Below are 22281 nucleotides of genomic sequence, written 5' to 3'. Positions count from 1 at the left end.
GCCAAAAACAGGGGGTAAATGAGGTATTTTTTGAATAGGTTGTTAAAATTTTCTAAAAACGAACTGTGGCCTGAACAATCTATGGAGGGCCGATAAATGGAGGGTTTCCGGCCTATATTTCCTTGTCTTTTATCACCTTTTCGTTCAGTTTATAGTTCTTGCCAAGGGTCTTCCGGTACTTGTCAATGTATTCAGAAGGCTTTAAACCGAAGGTTTTTACAAACTGCTCCCGGAAGTATTTGATATCCTTAATGCCAACAAAAAAGGCAGCCTGGTTAATATTACAATTTGTATTAATAAACATTTCAGCTGCTTTACGCAACCTGATATACCGTATAAAGGCATTGGCGCTCTGGCCCGAAATGGTCTTGATCTTTTTATAAAGATTGCTATGACTCATGCCGATCTCCCTTGCCAGCACCTGTATATTAAAATCCTCATCATCCAGGTGTTGCTCCACTATATGTATACACTTATCCAAAAACTCCTTGTATTCGCCGGTGATATGCTGGCTCTGTTCCTGGTGGGTGATCTCGTTGTAAAAATATTTCTGCAGGTTCTGCTGGTTCCTGATCAGGCTCTGCACCCTTGCCACCAGCATATTTTTTTCAAAAGGCTTGGTGATATAATCATCCGCCCCGTTCTCGATCCCTTTTAATTTAGACTCCGGCGAAAAACTGCCGGTGATCAATATAAAAGGAATATGGTTCAATACCGGCGATTCTTTTACTGCCTTACAAAAATCAATGCCGCTTAAATTATTCATCACCACATCGCTGATGATGATATCGGGCTGCATCTCTTTTGCGATCTGCAAACCCTCTTCTGCACTTCCTGCCTCATATACTATAAATGTATTTTGAAATACCTGCACCAGGTAGCCCCGCATCTGTGCATTATCATCGGTAATTAATATAGAATGCCGTTCGCTCACCACCGATTCCATGCCATCAGTCACTGTTTTATTTTCAATGATCGCTTCATCACCCGATGCGATCTCATTCAGCAATTCGCCGCTTGCTTTTTGTTCCTGCAAAATTTCCACTGCAGCAGTATGTTCTATCTTTTTTTGCAGTGCAATGGTAAATGTAGTGCCTTGCCCCGGCTGGCTGGTATAATTAATATGCCCTTTGTGCTTATCTATAAATTCTTTTACCAGGTACAGGCCAATGCCGAAACCCGGCTTTGCTGGTGTATCCTTTTCGGGTACCCGGTAATATTTTTCAAAAAGTTTGTTGCCTACATAAGCCGGAATGCCTGCACCGGTATCGCTGATGCAAACCTCCACTTCTTCATCCCGCCCTGTTACCTTCATTATAATAGTACCGCCCGCAGGTGTATACTTCAGTGCATTGGACAACAGGTTGTAAAATACGATCTCGAGTTTTTCCCTGTCGCCCACCAGTTCCAGTTGTTCGTTACTGCATTCAAAACTGTACTGTATGTGTTTGGCCCTGGCCTGTTGCGTAAAATACAAATACACTTCCCTGCACATAGCAGAGAAATTAAATTTTGATACCTGCAGCACGCCTGTATCACTTTCTGTTTTTTTGAACAATAACAGTTGATCCACCAGGCTTAGCAAACGCCTTGCATTGCGGTGCACATGATCCAGTTCTTCTTTTTCTTCACCACTGTCATTCTTCACCATCATATCTTTTATAGGATTGATAATTAAAGTAAGTGGTGTACGGAATTCGTGGGTGATATTGGTAAAGAATGCCTGCCGGTTCTCGTTAATGGCTTTTTCTTTTTCTGCGTTCAGTTGTGTTATTTCCACCTCGTGCTTTAATTTGATCTGTTGCCTGCGGTAGCGGTAAATTACATACACTACAGCTGCTGTTAATGTTACATACACCAGGTAAGCCCACCAGGTACGGTACCAGGGCGGCAGGATGGTTATTTTAAGCACGGTTTCCTTTTCGTTCCATACACCATTGCTGTTAGTGCTTTTAATACGCAATGTATAGTGGCCTTCGTGTAAATTATTGTAGTTGATATTGTGCACATTGCCCGGGTAGTTCCAGCCCTTATCCCATCCTTCCAGGTAGTAGGCATACATTATTTTTTCGGGCGAAGAAAATTCCATGGCGTTAAAGCGCAGCGACAACACCGCTTCGTTAAAGGGTATACGCAGTCCCGTTATGTCATCCCCCGCAGCACTCATAATAAATTCATTCAGCTGCGATACATGTTTGCTGTTGATGAAAATATCCGTGATGTAAACCGGCGGCATATAACTGCGTACCTTGATATTTTCCGGGTAAAAAATATTGAAGCCATTGATACCGCCAAACAGCATTTCGCCGCTGTACAGCCGCAGCGCTGCATTGTAAGAAAACTGGTTGCTCTGCAAACCATCACTCAGGTAAAAATTCTTGAAAGTTTTTGTTGCGGGATTGAATTTAGAAATGCCATTAAAAGTACTGAGCCATAAATTGCCGGTTTTATCTTCCTTAATATTCAGTACCGAGTTATTGCATAATCCATCTTTATCGGAGTATTGATATTGTATTTTTTTGGTGATCCTGTCAAATAATATCAGGCCGCCACTTTCGGCACCCAGCCAGAAATTATGTTTGCTGTCTTCGTAAATAGCCCGGATGGGTTTACCAATTTCATACGTACGGTGCGCCTGCCCATTGCGATCCAGCTTATATAACTGGCTGCTGTTGCCCGCCCACAGGTCGCCGTTGGCATCTTCAAAAAAAGAAATAAGGTTGTTCAGTCTTTGCGAGAACACTTCAAATTTATCTGCCGCAGGGTTATAGCGGTATAATTTACCATTACTAAAAGTAGTAGCCCATAACACCTGCGATCTGTCTTCGAACAATAACCATACATTTTTATTTTCGGCGCCGGTGCTGTCGTTCACGCAGCGGTAATGCGTAAAGCTGCCGTCCCTGGCATTAAAGCGGTTAATACCGCCACCAAAAGTAGCCGCCCAGATAGTGCCGTTATGATCTTCCAGTATACTGGTCACTACATTGTGGCTCAAAGAACCTGCATTCGCATTACTGTGATCGTAATTGGTAAAATTATTGGTTGCCCTGTTCCACTTGCTCATACCGTTGCCATCGGTGCCGATGTAAACCGTACCATCCCTGGCTTCGCAGAAAGAATAAATAAAATTACCCGGCAGGCTGTTGGCTGAAAAAGGATTGTGTACAATGGTTTGAAAATTGCTCTTGCCCGGATCAATAATATTGCAACCGCCTTTAACAGTGCCAATCCACAAACGATCCTCCCTGTCTTTTATAATAGAATAAACCGCTTCGCTGGATAATTTGTTATCGCCTTCTTTGGGCAGGATATAACTGAACCTGCCGGTTTTATTATCCAGTATATTGATACCGCCACCTTCGGTACCGATCCATAAATTACGGTCTTTATCATAGCAAAGACACATCACATCCGGGGCGCTCATTTTTCCTTCCGATTCTGAAAAATGCACCGTGTATTTGTTGGAAGCAATATTGTACCGGTACAATCCTTTTTCTGTACCGATCCAGATATCATCATTGCCATCGGCCAGCATGCAGGAACCCGTTCTTACTTCACTGTTCACCAATACAATTTTCTGCGTGGTCATATCGTATTTGAAAAGTCCCCTGTCCAGTATGAATAACCATACCGAATTTTTAACCACTGCAATGCTGCGCACATTAAAGTCGGTTGAGTAAGCATTGTCTGCCAATAAAGGAATTTGATGCCCTGCTTTTTCGCCGGCTTTTTTTACAATCAATCCAAAACCATTGGCGCCGATAAAAATATTATTGGCATCATCCGATACAATACTGTTGGCATTGAAAGCAGCCTGCTCGGGTTGATCGGGCCTATTGTAGGGATAATACCAGGCCGGTGAGAATTTAGAAGTGTTGCTATTGTAAACGCTGATGCCCTGCCCGGTACCCACCCAAAGGTTGCTGGCATTATCTTCAAACAAAGTATAAATGTAATTGTGCCGCAGGGAGGTACTGTCGGTGATCTTATTGCGGAATATTTTAAACTCGCTGCCATCGTACCGGTTCAGGCCATCGTAAGTGCCAAACCATATAAACCCTTTTTTATCCTGGTAAATGCAGCGCACCGAATTATTGGAAAGGCCGTTTTGTATGGACAGGTGCGATACCGCCAGCGAATCTGTTGCATATACAGGCGCTGCTGTAACAAGCAATAGCAATACTACCAGTAGGCGGTTTATCTGCATATTAAGAACGGGCATTATCCGTTCCGGTAAAAATACTTACTAAATCTCAATCAGGATACTATTGCATTACGTAGCAGTTTAAGTGCGTAAAATAAATGGCGGTTTCTTTCTGCTTTGTTTATTAGGATTGTTTACCCTCTCTGTAATTCTGTTCCATCGGTATCATCTGCTTGTTGCAACCAAATTCACCACAAAAGAAGTTATTTTTTTAAAGTGCCTTCGCTTACCGTAATATCCGAATACCCTGTACTCTTATATCCTTCCGTTTCCATTATTTGATAATCCCAGGTTTTTCCAAGATACATTCCTTTACTTTTCCATGCGGCCACATGGTTTGCAAAAGTTATAGTTCCACTGGTTCTCTTTGTTGTTCGTACACTCCAGTATTGATAAAAAGTAGTATTGCCGATAATTGACGGCTGGTTAACTCTTTCTGTTTTGTAAATATTATAGGTTCCGTTATCAGAAGTAAAACTGCCCAATGAAGTTGCGCCAGGTGGTACCCAGTTACCATAATTCTCCACTACATAATATTCGATCAGGGAATCTTTTGTCCAGCCATATAAAGCTAAATACCCATTATCGCCGCCGTTGAATTTTCCCGAAAAGCGGATTACCCTGTTTTCTTTTCCTGTTGCCCAACCTTTACCTGCTGTAAAATTCCCGATATTTTTCCATTGGGTGCTGTATCGTCCGTTAGGTTTTAATGTTATCGATGCAATGCCGCTTGTACCATCACTCCAGAACGAATAATAGAAACCACTATGAATACCCGTTTTGTTTTGGGTGATTGTTTGAGCATTTATTTCTTTTAAGCATAATAAGCATGCGATCATGCATATTGCCTTGTGTAGTATTTTCATGTTGTTTGTAATTTGTGTGGTTGTATTGATAGTTTTTTTCGCTGTTGTTTTTTAGGAGAACAAAACAACGGCGAAAAAATGGTCCGTGAATACATGAACCACAGTGTAGGTATGATGCGTTTTTATCGTCCACCCGATACATCAATGATAGTACCTGTGATGTATGATGCTTCGTCCGACAACAGCCAAAGAATTGTTTTAGCGATTTCGTCAGGATGCCCACCTCTTTTCATTGGAATTTGTTCTTTCATTCTGTCTACTCTATTAGCTTCTCCCGCTTTTGAATGAATGCCTGTATCAATAATTCCTGGCCGCACGGCGTTTACCCGAATATTTTCCTCCGCCACTTCTTTTGATAATACTATCGTCAAAGTGTCGATTGCTCCTTTTGTTGAGGCATAGTCAATATATTCAAAAGGTGAACCATACTTTGAAGCCATTGAAGATATATTTACAATACTGCCACCGTGTCCATTGTTCTTATTCGACATACGTTTGATTGCCTCTCTTGCGCAAAAAAAACTTCCAAAAATATTTGTGGCAAATACTTTTTGAAGCCGCTCGGTGGTAATGTCAACAAGCTTTTGCTGTGGTTCAATAATGCCAGCATTATTTACAAGTGCTGATATTGTTCCAACTTGACTATCTATTGTTTTGAACAGTTCTTCAACTTGTTGCTCATTAGATATATCAGCCTGAAATGCGAAAGCCCGTCCACCTCGATTTTTTATTTCAGTTACAATTTTATTAGCGGAGACTTGGTTTTGTCTATAGTTTATACAAACCGTGTAGTCCTTTTGAAATGCCAAATATGCAGTTGAAGCTCCAATTCCATCACTTCCTCCTGTTATTAGTATTACTTTTTTCATTTTGATGGGGTCGTTTTTAAAGTATCATGCAACATTAAGGGCTTGGCGATGGTGAGGGACCTACCTGCCGGCAGGTAGGTTTTTAAACCGTCAGCCGGGCTTTAGCATAAACGCAATAGCAATACCATTGTGGAGTTTTATACATCAATAGCAATTGCTTTGATGCAGGGAATTGATAGCGGTAGATAAAGTACATTGTTGGCAAGCCCGGTAGTAATAAATGTGCCGGTTGGTGCTATTTCTTTTTATTCAGTTTCTTTTTTATTGTTGCCGGGGGCAAAAAATTTTCTGCCGTTATTACTTTCTTACCTGTTTTTTCTTCCAAAGCCAGCCTTGCATCTTTCGCTATTTTACCGCCTTTTTTTCCTGCCACGGCATTTTGCTGCACGCCCTTTGCTTCGTCGGCTGCTGCTATCTGGCGGGTGGAGAGTTCGGCCAGTGCGGTAAAAATAAGTTCGGCTTCGCTCATGTGGTCCCGCAGGTTTTGAGTTTTCAATCCTTTCAGGTTTTTGTGTTGCTGCACATCCAGCCCTGTCCACTCTTGGTGAATGATGTTGGTAAGCAGTGCAAACTCATTTGCTTTTTCCACGCCATTTTCTTTCCAATAGTCGGTAAGCTTGTTGCGGGTTTCCTGCCCCGACATGCGCTGCTGTATCCATTTTTCGCTGCGCCCCAGTTGCTGCCAGTTTGCCCTTGCCCTGTCTAGGCTTTGCTCCGGGTCGGCTATTTCCTGCATACGTTCATAGCCCACTTTTGCCAGCCATTGTTTAAAAGGCTCTGCCTTGGGCGATGGTATGGATTGGATAAGCCTCAATAAATCTTGTGTTGCCAAACAATCAGTTGCATATTTTTTCCCATCTGAAGATGCAAATTTCAGTTGTACGATTTTTTCGTACAACTGACTTCCTTCGCTGGTAAGTTTCTTTTTTAGGTCGCTCCAATATCTTTTGGGAATGCTGCTGCCTGTCAGTATTTCAATCACATCTATTACCGAAAAAAACCATTGGCCCAGTTCTTCATCCCAATGGGTGCGAACCTGCTTTTGTTCAAAAATTTTGATGGCGTTCTCTTTTGTCATACTAATGGTGGGTGAATTTATATTTTTTTTGCGTTAGCAATTCATAAATCTATTAGTGCCTGCTTCTTGCCTAATTACCCCGAATTCGGGGTAATTAAAACCGGGATTTTTTATTTTCTCCCAAATGCCCAGGTATTCCAGTGTATTCTTATTGCTTATTCATTTGCCAATTAATCCGCTCCCTTCTTTGAAAGATACAGACATATCGGTTAAGTTGATATAATCGGTTTCATTTTGCTGAATAACCATTATTGTTGATTCGCTGATGTTCAATAATCTATTCTTTCCTATACGCTGTGTAATATTTTTTCAGTATGTGAATTTAAGGCATGGCTTGCCATTGCGCCTGATGCACAGATAGGCACCAAAGCATGCTATGGTGTAATTACTCATGAATGCCTGCTGACTAACACCCGCCCGGCTTCACCTTTTTCAGCACAAACGGCAAAGCAACCAGGCCAATACCGATGCCGAATAAAAGCCCTCTTACAAGGTCAGGCATGCTTTTAAATTGTGTGAGTGCTATGGTTGCCGTAAGAAAAAATAGGCCAACCGGGATGAGGATAAATGTTTTTCTAAATTGCTGTTTCATAAAAAATGTTGTTTGATGTTTTTTTGCAGGTCATACCTCAGGTTACCTCAGTCACATGCACAACATGCTTTTTAACTCTTAGCTACATGCAATTGAACATGCGTTAAATTTCACCCTATTATTAATGATGGATTTGGGTATAAAATGGTTGCTTTTAATAGATTAGATATACCAGAAGAGCGTGGATAAAAAGCGACTGTTTAATTCCTGTATAAAACAGGCAATCGACAAATGAAAGAAAGGAGAAAAAACAAAAAGCCCTGCAAGATCTACGATCTGCAGGGCTTTTGTGTAATGAAATTCTACAAGTGGAGCCGCAGGGAATCGAACCCTGGTCCAAACACATTCGCCGTAAGCCTTCTACATGTTTATTTAGTTATTAATTGTCGGGGTACAGCAGGAACCTAACCAACCAATTGTACCCTTAGAAGAATGGTCTTAAGCACTGCTCACTTCATTGCAGCACAGCATTCCGTTTTGTTTTTGAGTCGGCGGCGGAACATGGTAACAGAACTGACCTGTTCGGCGGCCCTAATGGATGTTAATCTATCGATTAAGCAGCCATGGCATACTGAGTATTGCCATTTAAGTTGTTGAATATTCAGATTAAAGTGCTAATTATCCAACGCACTACATGCTTATACCTACAAAGAACTATGCTGTCAAAACCGGTCGGCCCCGGACATAATTAATAATCGATCAACGAATAATTAATAATTACAGAACTGCAAATTTACGAAAAGTATTTTGTTATGGTTATAAAACTACATTTGCAGTGATCATTTAACAAAAACACATGCAACCGGATATATTTTATAAAAAAAGAATAGAGACCCTTGAAATACAGTACCAGCAACTGCTTCAGAAAAAAAGCTTGTTGGGCTGGCTGCGGTTTGGAGCCATATTGGCAATCGGCCTTGCGGTATACTTTTTATGGCCTTCCGGTACCGGCACGGTTGCTGTAGCGGTAGTAGCGCTGCTGGTTGCTTTTACCCGGCTGGTGTTTATGGATCTTGCCAATAAAACTGCTATTAAGCATACGCAACACCTGAAAAAAATTAATGAAGCAGAGCTGAAAGCGCTGGCACATGATTATTATCATTTTGAAGATGGCCATGAGTATATTCCGGCCACTCACCCTTATGCCGGCGACCTGGATATTTTTGGCAGGGCATCCTTATACCAGTACTGCAACCGCACCACTTCGGATATGGGTGGCGCGGCGCTGGCGCAATGGCTATTACAGCCTGCAGGCATACACGAAATTTTACAACGGCAGGAAGCTGCAAAAGAATTATCCGCTACACCTGAATGGCGGCAGGAATTGCAGGCTTATGGCATGGAACAAAAAATAACCGGCACCACGCAGCAAAGGCTGCACGAATGGCTGGACGCAGAACCGCATTTTATCAATAACAGTACCTGGAAAGTATTACAGTATGCCGTACCTGCTTTGATCATTACGGTGATTGCTTTGAACATGGCTGATATCATTACCAACCCGGTACGCAATATCTTCCTGCTGGCATCGGCATTACTGGCTTTGGTGATGGCAAAAAAAATTGCGCCGCTGCACCTGCAGGTAAGCAGGATGGCGGATGAACTGGCGGTGCTGGCCAACAGTGTGCATTTGATAGAGCAAACCGGTTTTAAAAGTCCCTTGTTGTCTTCACTGCAATCAAAATTTGTATTGGAAAATAAACCGGCATCGGTACAGTTAAAGCAATTAAAAAAAATCGTGGAAAGGCTGGATCTGCGTTTGAACCCGGTTGTTTTTATACCGCTGGCAGTGATACTGCAATGGGATATTCAACAGGCCATGGCGTTAGAAAAATGGAAACAGCGCAATAAGCAAAACATCAACGACTGGTTTGAGGCTATTGGTAAATTTGAAGCACTGCACAGTTTTGCTGGCCTTGCATTCAATCATCCGGAATGGTGTTACCCCGTTTTTAAAGAAGCGCATTTTTTTATTGCCGGAGAAAATATCGGTCACCCATTGATCAATGCGGCTAAAAGAGTGAATAATGATATCAGCATTACAAGCCGGGAAGAACTGATGCTGATCACCGGCAGTAATATGGCCGGTAAAAGCACTTACCTACGCAGTATTGGTGTAAATACTGTGCTGGCAATGGCCGGTGCACCAGTTTGCGCCCGTTCGTTCACATTGTCGCCGGTACAGATCATCAGCAGTATGCGCATTGCCGATAATTTAGAAGAAAGCACCAGTACTTTTTATGCCGAATTAAAAAAACTGAAAGCCATTATTGACCGGGTGAATGCGGGAGAGAAAATATTTATTTTATTGGATGAGATATTACGCGGCACCAATTCTTTAGACCGTCACACCGGCTCTGTTGCTTTGGTAAAACAACTGATCAAACACAAGGCCGCCTGTATCATTGCCACACACGACGTGGAGCTGGCAAAACTGAAAGACAATTACCCCGATAATATTTTAAATTATCATTTTGATGTGCAGGTGGCCAATGATGAATTGTATTTTGATTACAAACTGAAAGAGGGCATCTGTAATAGTTTAAATGCATCGATACTAATGAAAAAGATAGGGATAGAATTATAGATGTCGAATGTGCGAATGTAAAATGTCGAATGTTGGTAAGATCAAAGTTCATATGACACTTCAAACCTAAAAACATTCGACATTCCCATATTCGATATTCGCAAATTCGATATTTACTTTGTCGGACAGTCCGTACTAATGGTCTTTCCCCATCCAAACCAGTCGTTACCGTTAGCATACAGCATTAAACCCAGTAATAGTACCATGCCCACTATCTGTGCATACTCCAGAAACTTTTCGTTGGGTTTGCGGCCGGTGATCATTTCGTATAAAGTAAATACCACGTGGCCACCATCCAGTGCAGGAATGGGTAAAAGGTTCATAAAAGCGAGTGCCATGGATATAAAAGCGGTGAACATCCAGAAAGCTTCCCAGTCCCAGGTACTGGATAAGCCATTGGTCATGCCTTTAAAACCACCCAGGCCTTTGTAAGCACCTGTTTCCGGTTTAAAGATCATTTTAAATTGATCGACATAGGAGGTTAAAGATTTAATTGCCTTGTTTACACCTGCAGGAAAGGCGGCAAAGAACGGATAGCGTGTAGTATCGATCTTGTATGCCCCAAGTGCCATTGCAGTATCTGGATCAGGCATAGTAACACCCACTTTTCCATTACAATCAACAAGTGCATTAAGATTAACAGTATCTTTTCCTCTCAGTAATTGGATAGAAACAAATTTATCTTTCTTCTTTTCTACATTAGTGCCAATCTCGTCATAAAAAGTAATCGGATTTCCATCTATACTTATCAATCTGTCATTTTCTCTTATACCTGCTTTATAACCCTTTGCAGTATCCTTATCATCGAATAATTTTCCTACAATAGCAGGAACCCGTGGAGTAATAAATCCCCTGGCAGCTTTACGATTCTCAATTACTTTATTAAGAAAACTTACCGGTATGGTTATCTGCATTGCCTTGCCATTTCGTTCCAGATCAACCACCCTGTTTTCTGTTCCTATTAATATCTTCTCGGCCAGCTCATCAAAATACACAATGGGTTTACCATTGATCGCAATGATTTTATCTCCGTTTTCAAAGCCCAGATCTTTGATCTGTGAGTTTAAAATTCCTATACCATCCTTTACACTGGACATTTTTGTTTTCTTATCGCCCCATATCCATAACACCATCGCATAAATAAAAAATGCTACCAGCACATTCATAATAACACCACCCAGCATAATGATCAGGCGCTGCCAGGCCGGTTTGCTGCGGAACTCGTAAGATTTTGGCGGGAGCTTCAGGGTTTCCTTATCCATACTTTCGTCGATCATGCCGGAAATTTTTACATAACCGCCTAATGGCAACCAGCCGATACCATACTCGGTATCGCCAATCTTCTTTTTTACCAATGAGAACCAGGGATCAAAGAAAAGATAGAATTTCTCCACCCGGCATTTGAACCAGCGGGCAGTGATATAGTGTCCGAATTCGTGAAGAATAACCAATATGGATAATGCCAGTAAAAGCTGTCCCACTTTTACGCCAACCACCGGCCAGTCAATCGATAATAATGTCATATATACCCCTGTCCCCTAAAGGGGAACTTAATTTTAAAGTTTATAATCTTTTCAAACAGTACATTGATTGAACTATCTGAAAATGTAATGCTGATGTTAGTTTGTAGACACCTAATTTCCCGGAATTTATCCCAATCTGTCGGGAGGGACGGAAAGGGCTACAGGTTTATTAACGAAGCGGCAAAATTACGGGCTTCACCGTCGCTGTCAAAATATTCCTGCATAGTGGGTTTTTCGATGAATTTGATGTTTTCCATTGTTTTTTCCACCATGGCGGTCATATCCAAAAAGCCGATACGGTTGCGTAAAAAAGCCCATACCGCAATTTCATTCGCCGCATTTAATATACAAGGCATATTGCCTCCTTTGAACAATGCTTCGGTTGCCAGGGCCAGATTTCTGAAAGTTTTAACATCCGGCTCCTCGAAACTAAGCGAGGGATATTTCCTGAAATCAAGCCTGGGAAAATCGTTTTTGATACGTTGTGGAAACGCCATTGCATACTGGATGGGCAGTTTCATATCGGGCAAACCCATTTGTGCTTTTACACTGCCATCTTCAAACTGCACCATGCTGTGGATGATGCTTTGCGGGTGCACCACCACCTGTATCTGCTCCGGGCGCAGGTTAAAAAGCCATTTGGCTTCTATCATCTCCAGCCCTTTGTTCATCAGCGTTGCAGAATCGATGGATATCTTAGCGCCCATAGACCAGTTGGGATGCTGCAGGGCATGATCCCGCTTTACATTTACGAGGTAATTGGGTTTTTTACCCAAAAAAGGACCACCACTTGCGGTCAGTATTATTTTTTCTATCCGGTTCCTTCCCTCGCCTACCAGGCACTGGAATATTGCGGAATGTTCACTGTCTACAGGAATAACAGGTACCCGTTTTTCAATGGCTTTCTGCATTACCAGGTCGCCGGCCACCACTAAGGTTTCTTTATTAGCAAGACCTATGGCTTTGCCTTTTTCCACGGCCTTCATGGTAGGCTTTAACCCTGCAAAACCTACAATGGAAGCCAGCATCATATCGTAGCTGTCAAAATCGGCAGCTTCTTCCAATGCTTTATCGCCTGCAAAAACTTTTACGAGGGTCTTATCCAGGGCTGTTTTTACTTTCTGGTAACGGCTTTCGTCGGCTATCACTACGGCATTGGGTTTGAATTCCAGTGCCTGCTTTATCAACAGTTCGTCGTTGGTTTGGGCAGTGAGTATCTCTACTTCAAATAAAGAAGGATTGGCACGGATAACATCCAGCGCCTGGGTGCCGATAGAACCGGTGGAACCAAAGATAGCAATGCGTTTTCTGGAAGCCTGTTCAGCCATTCTTTTTTAAAAATTGTGGGGCAAATCTAACCTAATAATTGTTGCAACGCAATTTTCACCTTATCGAAATTGAATTTTTGGATAATATTTTGCATTGCCTGCTGAATGTTTGTATTGGACAGATTACCAATAGAACCTTCGTGCGTGTGTTGAACGCTGGTATTGTAGGTAAAATTGCCCTGCTCGATATCCATCCCTATTTTTTTATAGGCATCGCGGAAAGGCACCCCTTGTAGTACCAATTTGTTCACCTCTTCTACACTAAAAAGGAATTTATATTTTTCATCGAGCAAGAGGTTCTTTTTTACTTCTATATTGTTCAGCATCAAACCGGCCATCTGCAGGCAGTCGTTGAGGTTTTTAAAGGCAGGTATGATATGTTCTTTCAACAATTGCAGATCCCGCTGGTAGCCTGAAGGCAGGTTGGTCGTCATCAGCATGATCTCGTTGGGCAAGGCCTGTATGCGGTTGCAATGGCTGCGGATCAATTCAAAAACATCGGGATTTTTTTTGTGTGGCATGATGCTGCTGCCCGTGGTCAGTTCATCCGGGAAGGAGATGAAGGCAAAATTCTGATTGAGGAAAAGGCAGGCATCCATACTTAGTTTAGAAAGTGTGGCAGCAATATTGGCCATTGCTGCTGCAACAATGCGCTCTGTTTTACCCCGGCCCATTTGTGCATATACTACGTTATAATTCAGGTCATCAAAACCCAGCAATTGTGTTGTGTATGTTCTGTTGATGGGGAATGAACTGCCATAACCTGCTGCAGAACCCAATGGATTTTTATTGACAACAGTATAGGCTGCCTGCAAAGTGGTGAGGTCATCCACCAGGCTTTCGGCATAAGCGCCAAACCATAAACCAAATGAAGAAGGCATGGCCAGTTGCAGATGTGTATACCCTGGCAAAAGATCATCCTTATATTTTTCGCTTTGCCGGATTAATAATTCAAACAGGTCTTTTGTATTGCCCACCAGTTTTTCTATCTCGCTTCTCAAATACAATTTTAGGTCTACCAGCACCTGGTCGTTACGGCTTCTTGCACTATGAATCTTTTTGCCGATATCTCCCAGCTTTTCTGTCAATAAAAATTCCACCTGCGAATGAATATCTTCCACGCCGTCCTGCAATGCAAAATTCTTCTCTTGCACTTTTGTATAAATATTCTTAAGCTCGGCAGTTAATGTATCCGCTTCTTCTTTGGTCAATAAACCAACTGTGGCCAGCATTTTTGCATGGGCAATATTACCCAGCACATCAAAGGGCGCCAGTACGGTATCCATTTCACGGTCTTTTCCTACGGTGAATTTTTCCACTTCCTGTAAGGATACTTTGTCTTTTTGCCAGAGTTTCATGTTATGAGTTATTAGTTAACAAGTACAAAGTATAAAGTACGCTATACACTGTACTTATAACTTTGTACTTGCATTTTATCAAAATTAAAAAAAATATACTACAGCACCTGCTCCACCACCTTTATATAAGTCGCAATACCGTCTTTTATCTCGTCCAGGTAAATGAATTCGTCGGCGGTATGGCTGCGGGCGCTATCGCCAGGTCCCATTTTTAAAGTAGGGAAAGGCATTAAAGCTTTATCGGATGTGGTGGGTGAACCATAATATCCTTTATCCAGGTTAATACCGGCCTTTACCAGCGGATGATCCAATGCAATGGAAGTGGATTTCATGCGGGTGGTGCGTGGCGCAAACTGGCTTTTAAGGTTGGCCTTTAATTCCTGCAAAATCTCTTCAAAAGTATACAGCTCGTTTACCCTTACATCTATCACAAATTTACATTGGGCAGGCACTACGTTGTGCTGTTTGTTTTCTGTTTCTATAACAGTAACGGTTAAACGAGATTCGCCCAGCAAAGGGCTGATCTTCTGAAACTGGTAATTCCGTATCCAGTTGATATCATCCAAAGCGTTGTACAAGGCATTCTCTCCCTCCTTGCGGGCTGCATGACCTGCACGGCCAGGCGCTATACAATCAATCACCATCAAGCCTCTTTCTGCAACGGCCATCTCAAGCTTTGTGGGCTCCCCTACAATACCAAAATCAATATTGCCCAGGTGTGGTAATACCAGTTCAATACCGTTTACACCGCTGATCTCTTCTTCGGCACTGGCGGCAAATACAATATTGTATTTAGTATTTTCAGCATTGTAAAAATATAAGAACGTGGTGATCAGGCTTACCAAACAACCGCCGGCATCATTGCTGCCGAGTCCGAATAGTTTACCTTCTTTTTCAATGGGATCAAACGGATCGAGTGTATAACCTTTATTGGGTTTTACGGTATCGTGATGAGAGTTTAACAAAAGCGTGGGCTTTGCGGTATCATAATATTTATTTTTCGCAAACATATTATTGCCTACCCGTTCAAAAGGAACCTGCTGTGCGGTAAAAAAATCGCAGATAATTCCGGCCGTTTCATTTTCTTCTTTAGAAAATGAAGGCGTGCTGATCAATTGTTTTAAAAGTGTCAGTGCATGATTATAAAGATCCTGGTGCATGATTATTTGATTAATGTGCCCTGCGTTTGTGCGGTTACGTTCTGCAACAGGTCATTCGCTTCCCCTATAAGCACTTCGGCAACACCGCTGTTGATAGCGGAAAAGGCGTTGTCAATTTTTGGCAATATGCCGTCGAACAGTTTATTTTCATCTTTCAGCCTTTGGTAAATATCTTTAGTAATGAGGGGAATGGCAGAATTTTCATCTTCCACATTTTCCAGTACACCCTTTTTTTCGAAGCAATAGATCAGTCTTACATTATAAGAAGCAGACAGCGCCACTGCAATGGAAGACGCTACTGTATCAGCATTGGTATTCAACATCTGTCCTTTTCCATCATGTGTTAGCGGTGCTAAAACTATTGATAGTCCTGCATCTGCCAACAACTTTAAACTATCCGCTTTCAACTTTGCACTATCCACATCTCCCACAAAACCAAAATCGATCCCTTCTTTTGTAACCGGTCTTTTTACTGCCGGAATAATATTGGCATCAGCACCCGTTAATCCAATAGCATTACATTGCAGCGATTGCAGTTGCGCTACTATTTTTTTGTTTACCAAACCGCCATACACCATTGTTACCAGGTCGATGGTATCGCCATCTGTGATCCTGCGGCCATTGATGTATTTGGATTCGATACCCAGTTTATCGCCCAACCTTGTGGCAATTTTGCCACCGCCGTGGATCAATATCTTAGGTGCATTGATCTGTGCAAAATCATGCAGGAATGCAGCCAGCTTTGCACCATCATCAATTACATTACCGCCAATCTTAATTACAAATAGTTGCTGCATTATTGTGCTTTTAGTATTTCGCTCAACACGGCCTGTGCTGCCCATACCCTGTTACCGGCTTCGGTGGTAACCAGGCTGTCGGGCCCGTCCAGTATCTCATCACTCAGTTCCACATTTCTTCTTACGGGCAGGCAGTGCATCACTTTGGCGTTATTGGTCAGTTGCATTTTTTCTTCTGTAAGCATCCAGTCCGGGTCATTACTATAAATTTTACCATAGTCTGTATAAGTGCTCCAGTTCTTTACATACACAAAGTCGGCTTCTTTCAAAGCTGCATCCTGGTCGTGCGTGATGGTAGCGCCTTTAGTATATTTTTCATCCAGTTCATAATCTTCCGGATGGGTAATTACAAAATCAGCTTCCCCCCAGGCGTTCACCCATTGTGCAAATGAATTGGCCACACATTGTGGTAAAGGTTTGATGTGCGGAGCCCACGTCAGTACAATTTTAGGCTTACCCCCTGCGGGTCGTGTTTTTTGCATTTGCTCTTTAATGGTAACGATATCTGTGAGGGATTGCAAAGGATGCAGTGTGGCGCTTTCCAGGCTTACAATGGGCACGCCAGCAAATTTGATAAAAGCGTTCATCACCTGCTCGCTGTAATCTTCTTCTTTATTTTTTAAAGATGGAAAGGCCCTGATACAAAGTATATCAAAGTATTGGCCCAATATAGGCGCCGCATCTTTAACATGTTCTACCGTGGTACCGCTCATGATAGCGCCTTCTTCAAATTCTAAAGCCCAGCCTTCTTTATCTACATTGAATACGATGCCTTCCAGCCCAAGATTCTTTGCTGCCACCTGCGTGCTCAAACGGGTGCGTAAACTGGGGTTTAAAAATAAAAGCCCGATACGTTTGTTTTCGCCGATGGTTTTATCTACAAGCGGATTGGCTTTGTAGGCCAATGCCTTTTCAACCAAAGCATTGATATCGGTAACATCATTAACAGAAATAAAATTTTTCACCTGCTGTATTTTATTTTTTGTAGTAATATTTTTAATGGCATCAGCCTGCAGCAACATGGTCAGACGAGGGCGTCAGACCATGTTGAACAGCTTCCAACTCTGCACTCAAAGCATTTAATAACATATCGGCTTCCACTTTTGTAATATTCAGTGCAGGCAATAACCTGATAACATTAGGTTTTGATTCGCCAGTGAATATCTTATGCTTGAATAATAAATTCTTTTTCACCATTTTTAATTCTTCGGGCAGATCGATACCGATCATTAACCCTCTTCCCCTTACTGCTCTTATGCCAGGTATCTTTTTCAATTCCTCAATAAGATAATTACCAACGGTGGCTGCATTTTTCATTAAAGCATCTTCTTCTATAATTTCCAATACTGCCAACGCAGCAGCACAAGCCAGGTGATTACCACCGAAAGTGGTACCCAGCATAAAATGCTTGGCTTTTAATTTAGGTGCAATAGAAATACCGGCAACAGGAAAACCATTGCCCATTCCTTTCGCCATGGTATAAATATCCGCGTCCACACCACTAAAATCCTGAGAATAGAATTTGCCGGTTCTGCCATAACCACATTGCACTGAATCGGCAATGTATACCGCATTATATTGATCGCATAAACTTCTTATCAGTTGCAAAAAAGACTCACTGGCCACATTGATACCACCCACACCCTGTATACCTTCAATTATAACCGAAGAAATATCGTTGCCGTTTTCATCAAAGTATTTCTGCAGTGCAGCTTCATCATTAAAAGGAAGAAAAACAACATTATCCGTTTGATTCACCGGTGCAACAATATTAGGATTATCCGTTACTGCCACTGCCAATGAAGTTCTGCCATGAAATGCTTTGGAAAATGCTACTATTTTTTTTCTGCCATTGTAAAAAGAAGCCAGCTTTAGTGCATTTTCATTTGCTTCAGCACCGGAGTTACATAAGAACAGGTGATAATCTTCTTTACCCGAAACTTCGCCCAGCTTTTTTGCCAGTTGTACCTGTAAGGGGATCTTTACCGAATTAGAGTAGAAACCTACTTTATGTAACTGGTCTTCCAATCGCTGTACATAATGTGGATGCGTATGACCAATAGAGATCACAGCATGGCCGCCATACATATCTAAGTACATTTGTCCCTTATCATCCCATACATAAGAGCCCTGCGCTTTGTCGATCACAATGTCATTGAGTGGATAAACATCAAATAGTTCCATAATACCCCTGTCCCCTAAAGGGGAACTTAGTTTTAAAGTGAATAATTATTTTTCAACACTATTAGTTTCATAATAAACTGCGTTACCATTATTAATACTCCCAAATCCCCTTTGGGGGATTCAGGGGTTAAAAATAATTGGCCTTTAATTTTAACCCGGTTGTCTCTTCTAATCCAAATATCAAGTTCATATTCTGAATGGCCTGGCCACCGGCACCTTTAGTAAGATTATCAATTACAGAATGCACTACCAGGTTGCTGCCTACTTTCTCCAGTTGAATGACACATTTATTGGTGTTCACTACCTGTTTCAGAAAAACCGGTTCTGTTGTTACGGTTGTAAAAGGATGGCCTTTATAAAATTCATTATAGATTAAATTCAGTTCTGCTATACTCAGATCGCATTTTAATTGAGAACTGATAAAGATACCCCTCGTAAAATCTCCGCGCCAGGGCACAAAGTTGAGTTTGCTTGCTGTGTTAGTTTGTAATGAATGCAGCGATTGTTCAATTTCCGGAACATGCTGGTGCGTTAATGTTTTATATGCCTGTATATTATTGGCCCGCCAGCTGAAATGCGATGTGGCAGCAAGACTTTGCCCTGCACCTGTAGAGCCTGTAATACCCGTTGTATAGATCTCTTCCGTTAATAAACCCGCTTTTGCCAATGGCAATAATCCCAGTTGAATAGCTGTGGCAAAACAACCGGGGTTAGCGATATTATCAGCAGTTTTGATTTTTTCTCTTTGTAATTCCGGTAACCCGTACACGAATTTTCGATTGCCTATTTCAGATTGCAGATTTAGCCTGAAATCATTAGCGAGGTCAATAATTTTTACTGTATCAGCGATTTTATTTTCAGTTAAGAACTTTTTGGATTCACCATGACCTAAACACAAAAACAATACATCAATATCATTATTCCATTCAGCAGAAAATCTCAATTCTGTTTCTCCCACCAGGTCCTGGTGAATTTTATATACAAAATTGCCTGCATTGCTGTTGCTGTGCACAAAACCAATCTCCGCATTTGGATGATTCAATAATATCCTTATCAATTCACCTGCAGTATAACCTGCACCACCAATGATCCCTATTTTTATTTTTTCTCTAGTCATTTTACTTGCATATTCTTTTAATGAATCTTTCTTTTTATCCGTTTAGGTAAACTCCCCTTTAGGGGTTGGGAGTATTATTAACTTTATGATAAATTGAAGTTTGATTGCCGAATATTTTGCTGAAGCCTCTCACATCATCACCGGTATACCCGGTATTCATTTCGCCGTACTTACCAAATTTTGCACTCATCAGGTCGTATTCCGATTCAATACCGATCACCTGGAAATGATACGGCTGTAGCAATACAAATACATTGCCCGTTACTGTTTGCTGGCTGTTGGTAAAATAAGCCTCTATATCCCTCATCACAGGATCCATGATCTGTCCTTCGTGTAACCAGTTGCCATAAAACAGTGCCAACTGATCTTTCCAGTTCAGCTGCCACTTGGTAAGTACATGTTTTTCCAGTGCATGGTGGCCTTTTAAAATGATCATCGGTGCAGCGGCTTCAAAACCCACACGGCCTTTGATACCAATGATCGTATCACCTACATGAATATCCCTGCCCACGCCATAAGCTCCGGCAATGGTTTGCAGGTATTGTATCGCTTCTGAAGGATGATCAAATTTTTTATCGTTCACTTCATACAACTCTCCTTTTATAAAACCCAGTTTTACTTCTTCACTGCCGCTTTTGGTTACCTGTGTTGGCCATGCAGCTTCGGGTAACAAACCTTTACTGTTCAATGTTTCTTTACCACCCACGCTGGTGCCCCACAAACCTTTATTAATGGAATACATACTTTTTTCAAAGTTCATTTCCACACCCTTGCTTTTTAAATAAGTGATCTCTTCCTCGCGGCTCAGTTTAAGATCACGTATAGGAGTAATGATCTCTACGCCGGGTATCATGATATTAAAGATCATATCAAACCTTACCTGGTCGTTACCGGCGCCGGTACTGCCATGCGCCACCGCATCCGCGTTTAATTTTTTAGCATGTTCTGCAATGCTCAATGCCTGGCTCAGCCTTTCTGCGCTTACACTTAAGGGATAGGTATTATTTTTTAAGCAATTGCCAAAAATGAGGTATTTAATGATATTGTCGTAATAACTTTTTACGGCATCAATTGTGGTATGTGTTTTCACCCCTAATTTATACGCATGCGCTTCGATCTTTTCCAGCTCTTCCTTACTGAAGCCGCCGGTATTTACAATTACAGAATGTACTTCGTAACCTTTTTCTTCGGTAAAATATTTTACACAATAAGTAGTGTCCAGTCCGCCACTAAAGCCTAAAACAACTTTTTTCATTTTTTATCCGGTTATTTGTTTTAAATGATGAAGATGATGGGTGATATAATCTTTCGCCAGGAAATCGATGGTATGCAATTCCGCGGCACCCTTGCCGGTATTGCATTGCAATTGCCATTTTGATTCAGGCATATTTTTTAAGATAACAACAATATGCCTGTTCAGCAATTGCCACAGCGTTATCAAATCTTTACTATTGTATTGCTGGTAATTTTGCAGGGCAACCCAATCATTCTGAGCATACACGATGTTGGGTTTGGTTTCGTACTGGGTAACTATAAAACGCCTGATATTATTCTGCGCAGAGTCGATCAAATGACCGATGATCTCTTTCCTGCTCCATTTATCAGCCGCAGGTTTCAACAACAACTCAGCCTCGGTAAAGTTGGAGAACTGCACCGAATAAGCATCTACGATCTCTTCCAGTTGTGCTGCTGTTTCCTTCATTGCTATAAATTAAAAAAATACCTGAACAATGATTTATGCCCGTTGCCGCCACCGCCACCTGCGGTAGTTTTGTCGAAGAAAGGTTTTCAGCAATTTCCATTGCTTAAAGCGGATCAGCCTTTCAAAAATATTCTTATTCTCTTCAAAGAATTGCTGGGTTTCTGCAGGCTCGTAGTGATCTTTAGGATCGTACAGCATAGCCGTGCACATGCAGTTCTTCCGGTCCTTGCTCATCAATATTTCGTAGTTAACGCAGCTTTTGCAGCCTGCCCAAAACTGTTCGTCATTGGTCAATTCGCTGTAAGTAACCGGTTCATACCCCAGATCGGAGTTGATCTTCATTACTGCAAGGCCGGTAGTAAGGCCAAATATTTTTGCTTCTGGATATTTTTGCCTGCTGAGGTTGAAGATGGTTTGTTTGATCTCTTTAGCCACGCCGCTCTTCCTGAATTCGGGCGCTACTATCAAACCGCTGTTGGCCACATATTCGCCTTCCCACACTTCAATATAGCAAAAGCCAACCCACTGCCCTTCTTTTGTAAGCGCAATGACAGCCTTGCCTTCTTCCATCTTTTTTTCTATGTAATCAGGCGAGCGTTTGGCAATACCGGTGCCTCTTGCTTTTGCAGAAGACTCCATTTCATCCGTAATTGTTTTTGCGAAATGCTTATCGTTGGCGGTTGCTACCCTGATGATAATGTTACTGTTTTCCAATTTGAGTAAATTGAAATAATGTGAAATAATTTTTTAAGAAAACGTCGGAGATTTTTTCACTGACAGGGGCAGGTTTTAATTGCTCGTCCTATCAGCAACCACGTCGGGGTCGTGGAAGTGATTCGATCACACTTTCAATAGAGAACATCACCCTAGCGGGACTGTTATTTACTGATACCTTGTATGGTGTATTGTGTTT

At 41.8% G+C, this 22281-nt stretch carries 17 protein-coding genes and 1 other RNA gene; 1 reads left to right on the top strand and 17 read right to left on the bottom strand.

Annotated features, from left to right (window positions below):
• Positions 1-112: 112 nt before the first annotated feature.
• The 6 genes from QM738_RS14815 to ssrA form a co-directional block, all read right to left on the bottom strand.
• Complete coding sequence (locus QM738_RS14815; RefSeq protein ID WP_462277502.1) at positions 113-4210, bottom strand: hybrid sensor histidine kinase/response regulator transcription factor; 4098 nt, start codon at positions 4208-4210, stop codon at positions 113-115.
• Positions 4211-4410: 200 nt separating this feature from the next.
• Entirely contained in the window at positions 4411-5073 is a 663-nt protein-coding gene (locus QM738_RS14810) for a glycoside hydrolase family 11 protein (protein WP_462277501.1), read from the bottom strand.
• Between the two features lie 122 nt (positions 5074-5195).
• Positions 5196-5942, bottom strand: a complete 747-nt coding sequence (locus tag QM738_RS14805) for an SDR family oxidoreductase (RefSeq protein ID WP_462277500.1) — start codon at positions 5940-5942, stop codon at positions 5196-5198.
• Positions 5943-6177: 235 nt separating this feature from the next.
• Positions 6178-7020: a BRO family protein gene (locus QM738_RS14800; protein ID WP_462277499.1), complete on the bottom strand. Its 843-nt coding sequence runs from the start codon at positions 7018-7020 to the stop codon at positions 6178-6180.
• A gap of 406 nt (positions 7021-7426) precedes the next feature.
• Positions 7427-7612, bottom strand: coding sequence for a hypothetical protein (locus tag QM738_RS14795; RefSeq protein WP_462277498.1), 186 nt, complete (start codon positions 7610-7612; stop codon positions 7427-7429).
• 306 nt (positions 7613-7918) lie between these two features.
• Positions 7919-8292, bottom strand: a transfer-messenger RNA (tmRNA) gene (ssrA, locus tag QM738_RS14790).
• A gap of 116 nt (positions 8293-8408) precedes the next feature.
• Between ssrA and QM738_RS14785 the strand changes: the two genes are divergently transcribed.
• Complete coding sequence (locus QM738_RS14785) at positions 8409-10199, top strand: MutS-related protein (RefSeq protein ID WP_462277497.1); 1791 nt, start codon at positions 8409-8411, stop codon at positions 10197-10199.
• 113 nt (positions 10200-10312) lie between these two features.
• Here the strand turns inward: QM738_RS14785 and rseP are convergent, their stop codons facing one another.
• The 11 genes from rseP to QM738_RS14730 all read right to left on the bottom strand — a co-directional run bounded on the left by rseP (position 10313) and on the right by QM738_RS14730 (position 22082).
• Positions 10313-11722, bottom strand: a complete 1410-nt coding sequence (gene rseP / locus QM738_RS14780) for an RIP metalloprotease RseP (protein WP_462277496.1) — start codon at positions 11720-11722, stop codon at positions 10313-10315.
• A 158-nt stretch (positions 11723-11880) separates the two neighbouring features.
• Positions 11881-13050 carry a 1-deoxy-D-xylulose-5-phosphate reductoisomerase gene (locus tag QM738_RS14775; protein ID WP_462277495.1) on the bottom strand — a complete coding sequence of 390 codons (1170 nt, stop codon included), beginning with the start codon at positions 13048-13050 and terminating at the stop codon, positions 11881-11883.
• A 26-nt stretch (positions 13051-13076) separates the two neighbouring features.
• Complete coding sequence (gene argH, locus QM738_RS14770) at positions 13077-14408, bottom strand: argininosuccinate lyase (protein ID WP_462277494.1); 1332 nt, start codon at positions 14406-14408, stop codon at positions 13077-13079.
• A gap of 98 nt (positions 14409-14506) precedes the next feature.
• Positions 14507-15568 (bottom strand): M20 family metallo-hydrolase, encoded by a 1062-nt coding sequence (locus QM738_RS14765; RefSeq protein WP_462277493.1) that lies wholly within the window; start codon positions 15566-15568, stop codon positions 14507-14509.
• Positions 15569-15570: 2 nt separating this feature from the next.
• Positions 15571-16365, bottom strand: a complete 795-nt coding sequence (gene argB, locus QM738_RS14760; RefSeq protein WP_462277492.1) for an acetylglutamate kinase — start codon at positions 16363-16365, stop codon at positions 15571-15573.
• A complete protein-coding gene (locus QM738_RS14755; protein ID WP_462277491.1) occupies positions 16365-17330 on the bottom strand; it encodes an N-acetylornithine carbamoyltransferase in 966 nt (321 codons plus the stop codon). The genes argB and QM738_RS14755 overlap by 1 nt, the downstream gene beginning before the upstream one ends.
• A gap of 40 nt (positions 17331-17370) precedes the next feature.
• Complete coding sequence (locus tag QM738_RS14750) at positions 17371-18549, bottom strand: aspartate aminotransferase family protein (protein ID WP_462277490.1); 1179 nt, start codon at positions 18547-18549, stop codon at positions 17371-17373.
• 127 nt (positions 18550-18676) lie between these two features.
• Positions 18677-19666, bottom strand: a complete 990-nt coding sequence (argC, locus tag QM738_RS14745) for an N-acetyl-gamma-glutamyl-phosphate reductase (protein ID WP_462277489.1) — start codon at positions 19664-19666, stop codon at positions 18677-18679.
• A 58-nt stretch (positions 19667-19724) separates the two neighbouring features.
• Positions 19725-20921, bottom strand: a complete 1197-nt coding sequence (locus QM738_RS14740; RefSeq protein WP_462277488.1) for an argininosuccinate synthase — start codon at positions 20919-20921, stop codon at positions 19725-19727.
• A 3-nt stretch (positions 20922-20924) separates the two neighbouring features.
• Complete coding sequence (locus tag QM738_RS14735; protein WP_462277487.1) at positions 20925-21368, bottom strand: DinB family protein; 444 nt, start codon at positions 21366-21368, stop codon at positions 20925-20927.
• Positions 21369-21401: 33 nt separating this feature from the next.
• Positions 21402-22082 carry a GNAT family N-acetyltransferase gene (locus QM738_RS14730; RefSeq protein WP_462277486.1) on the bottom strand — a complete coding sequence of 227 codons (681 nt, stop codon included), beginning with the start codon at positions 22080-22082 and terminating at the stop codon, positions 21402-21404.
• Between the last annotated feature and the right edge of the window lie 199 nt (positions 22083-22281).

This window comes from Ferruginibacter sp. (assembly GCF_049840995.1).
GTDB lineage: Bacteria > Bacteroidota > Bacteroidia > Chitinophagales > Chitinophagaceae > Ferruginibacter.
Note: the sequence above shows the minus strand (reverse complement) of the source record. Positions and strands in the feature narration are given on the sequence as shown.

Excerpts from the sequence above, each read along its gene's own strand:
- QM738_RS14810 (WP_462277501.1), bottom strand. The coding sequence starts at position 5,073 with ATGAAAATACTACACAAGGCAATATGCATGATCGCATGCTTATTATGC.
- argH (WP_462277494.1), bottom strand. The coding sequence starts at position 14,408 with ATGAAACTCTGGCAAAAAGACAAAGTATCCTTACAGGAAGTGGAAAAA.
- QM738_RS14805 (WP_462277500.1), bottom strand. The coding sequence starts at position 5,942 with ATGAAAAAAGTAATACTAATAACAGGAGGAAGTGATGGAATTGGAGCT.
- QM738_RS14800 (WP_462277499.1), bottom strand. The coding sequence starts at position 7,020 with ATGACAAAAGAGAACGCCATCAAAATTTTTGAACAAAAGCAGGTTCGC.
- QM738_RS14795 (WP_462277498.1), bottom strand. The coding sequence starts at position 7,612 with ATGAAACAGCAATTTAGAAAAACATTTATCCTCATCCCGGTTGGCCTA.
- QM738_RS14740 (WP_462277488.1), bottom strand. The coding sequence starts at position 20,921 with ATGAAAAAAGTTGTTTTAGGCTTTAGTGGCGGACTGGACACTACTTAT.
- rseP (WP_462277496.1), bottom strand. The coding sequence starts at position 11,722 with ATGACATTATTATCGATTGACTGGCCGGTGGTTGGCGTAAAAGTGGGA.
- argC (WP_462277489.1), bottom strand. The coding sequence starts at position 19,666 with ATGACTAGAGAAAAAATAAAAATAGGGATCATTGGTGGTGCAGGTTAT.
- QM738_RS14775 (WP_462277495.1), bottom strand. The coding sequence starts at position 13,050 with ATGGCTGAACAGGCTTCCAGAAAACGCATTGCTATCTTTGGTTCCACC.
- argB (WP_462277492.1), bottom strand. The coding sequence starts at position 16,365 with ATGCAGCAACTATTTGTAATTAAGATTGGCGGTAATGTAATTGATGAT.
- QM738_RS14735 (WP_462277487.1), bottom strand. The coding sequence starts at position 21,368 with ATGAAGGAAACAGCAGCACAACTGGAAGAGATCGTAGATGCTTATTCG.
- QM738_RS14815 (WP_462277502.1), bottom strand. The coding sequence starts at position 4,210 with ATGCAGATAAACCGCCTACTGGTAGTATTGCTATTGCTTGTTACAGCA.
- QM738_RS14750 (WP_462277490.1), bottom strand. The coding sequence starts at position 18,549 with ATGGAACTATTTGATGTTTATCCACTCAATGACATTGTGATCGACAAA.
- QM738_RS14785 (WP_462277497.1), top strand. The coding sequence starts at position 8,409 with ATGCAACCGGATATATTTTATAAAAAAAGAATAGAGACCCTTGAAATA.
- QM738_RS14765 (WP_462277493.1), bottom strand. The coding sequence starts at position 15,568 with ATGCACCAGGATCTTTATAATCATGCACTGACACTTTTAAAACAATTG.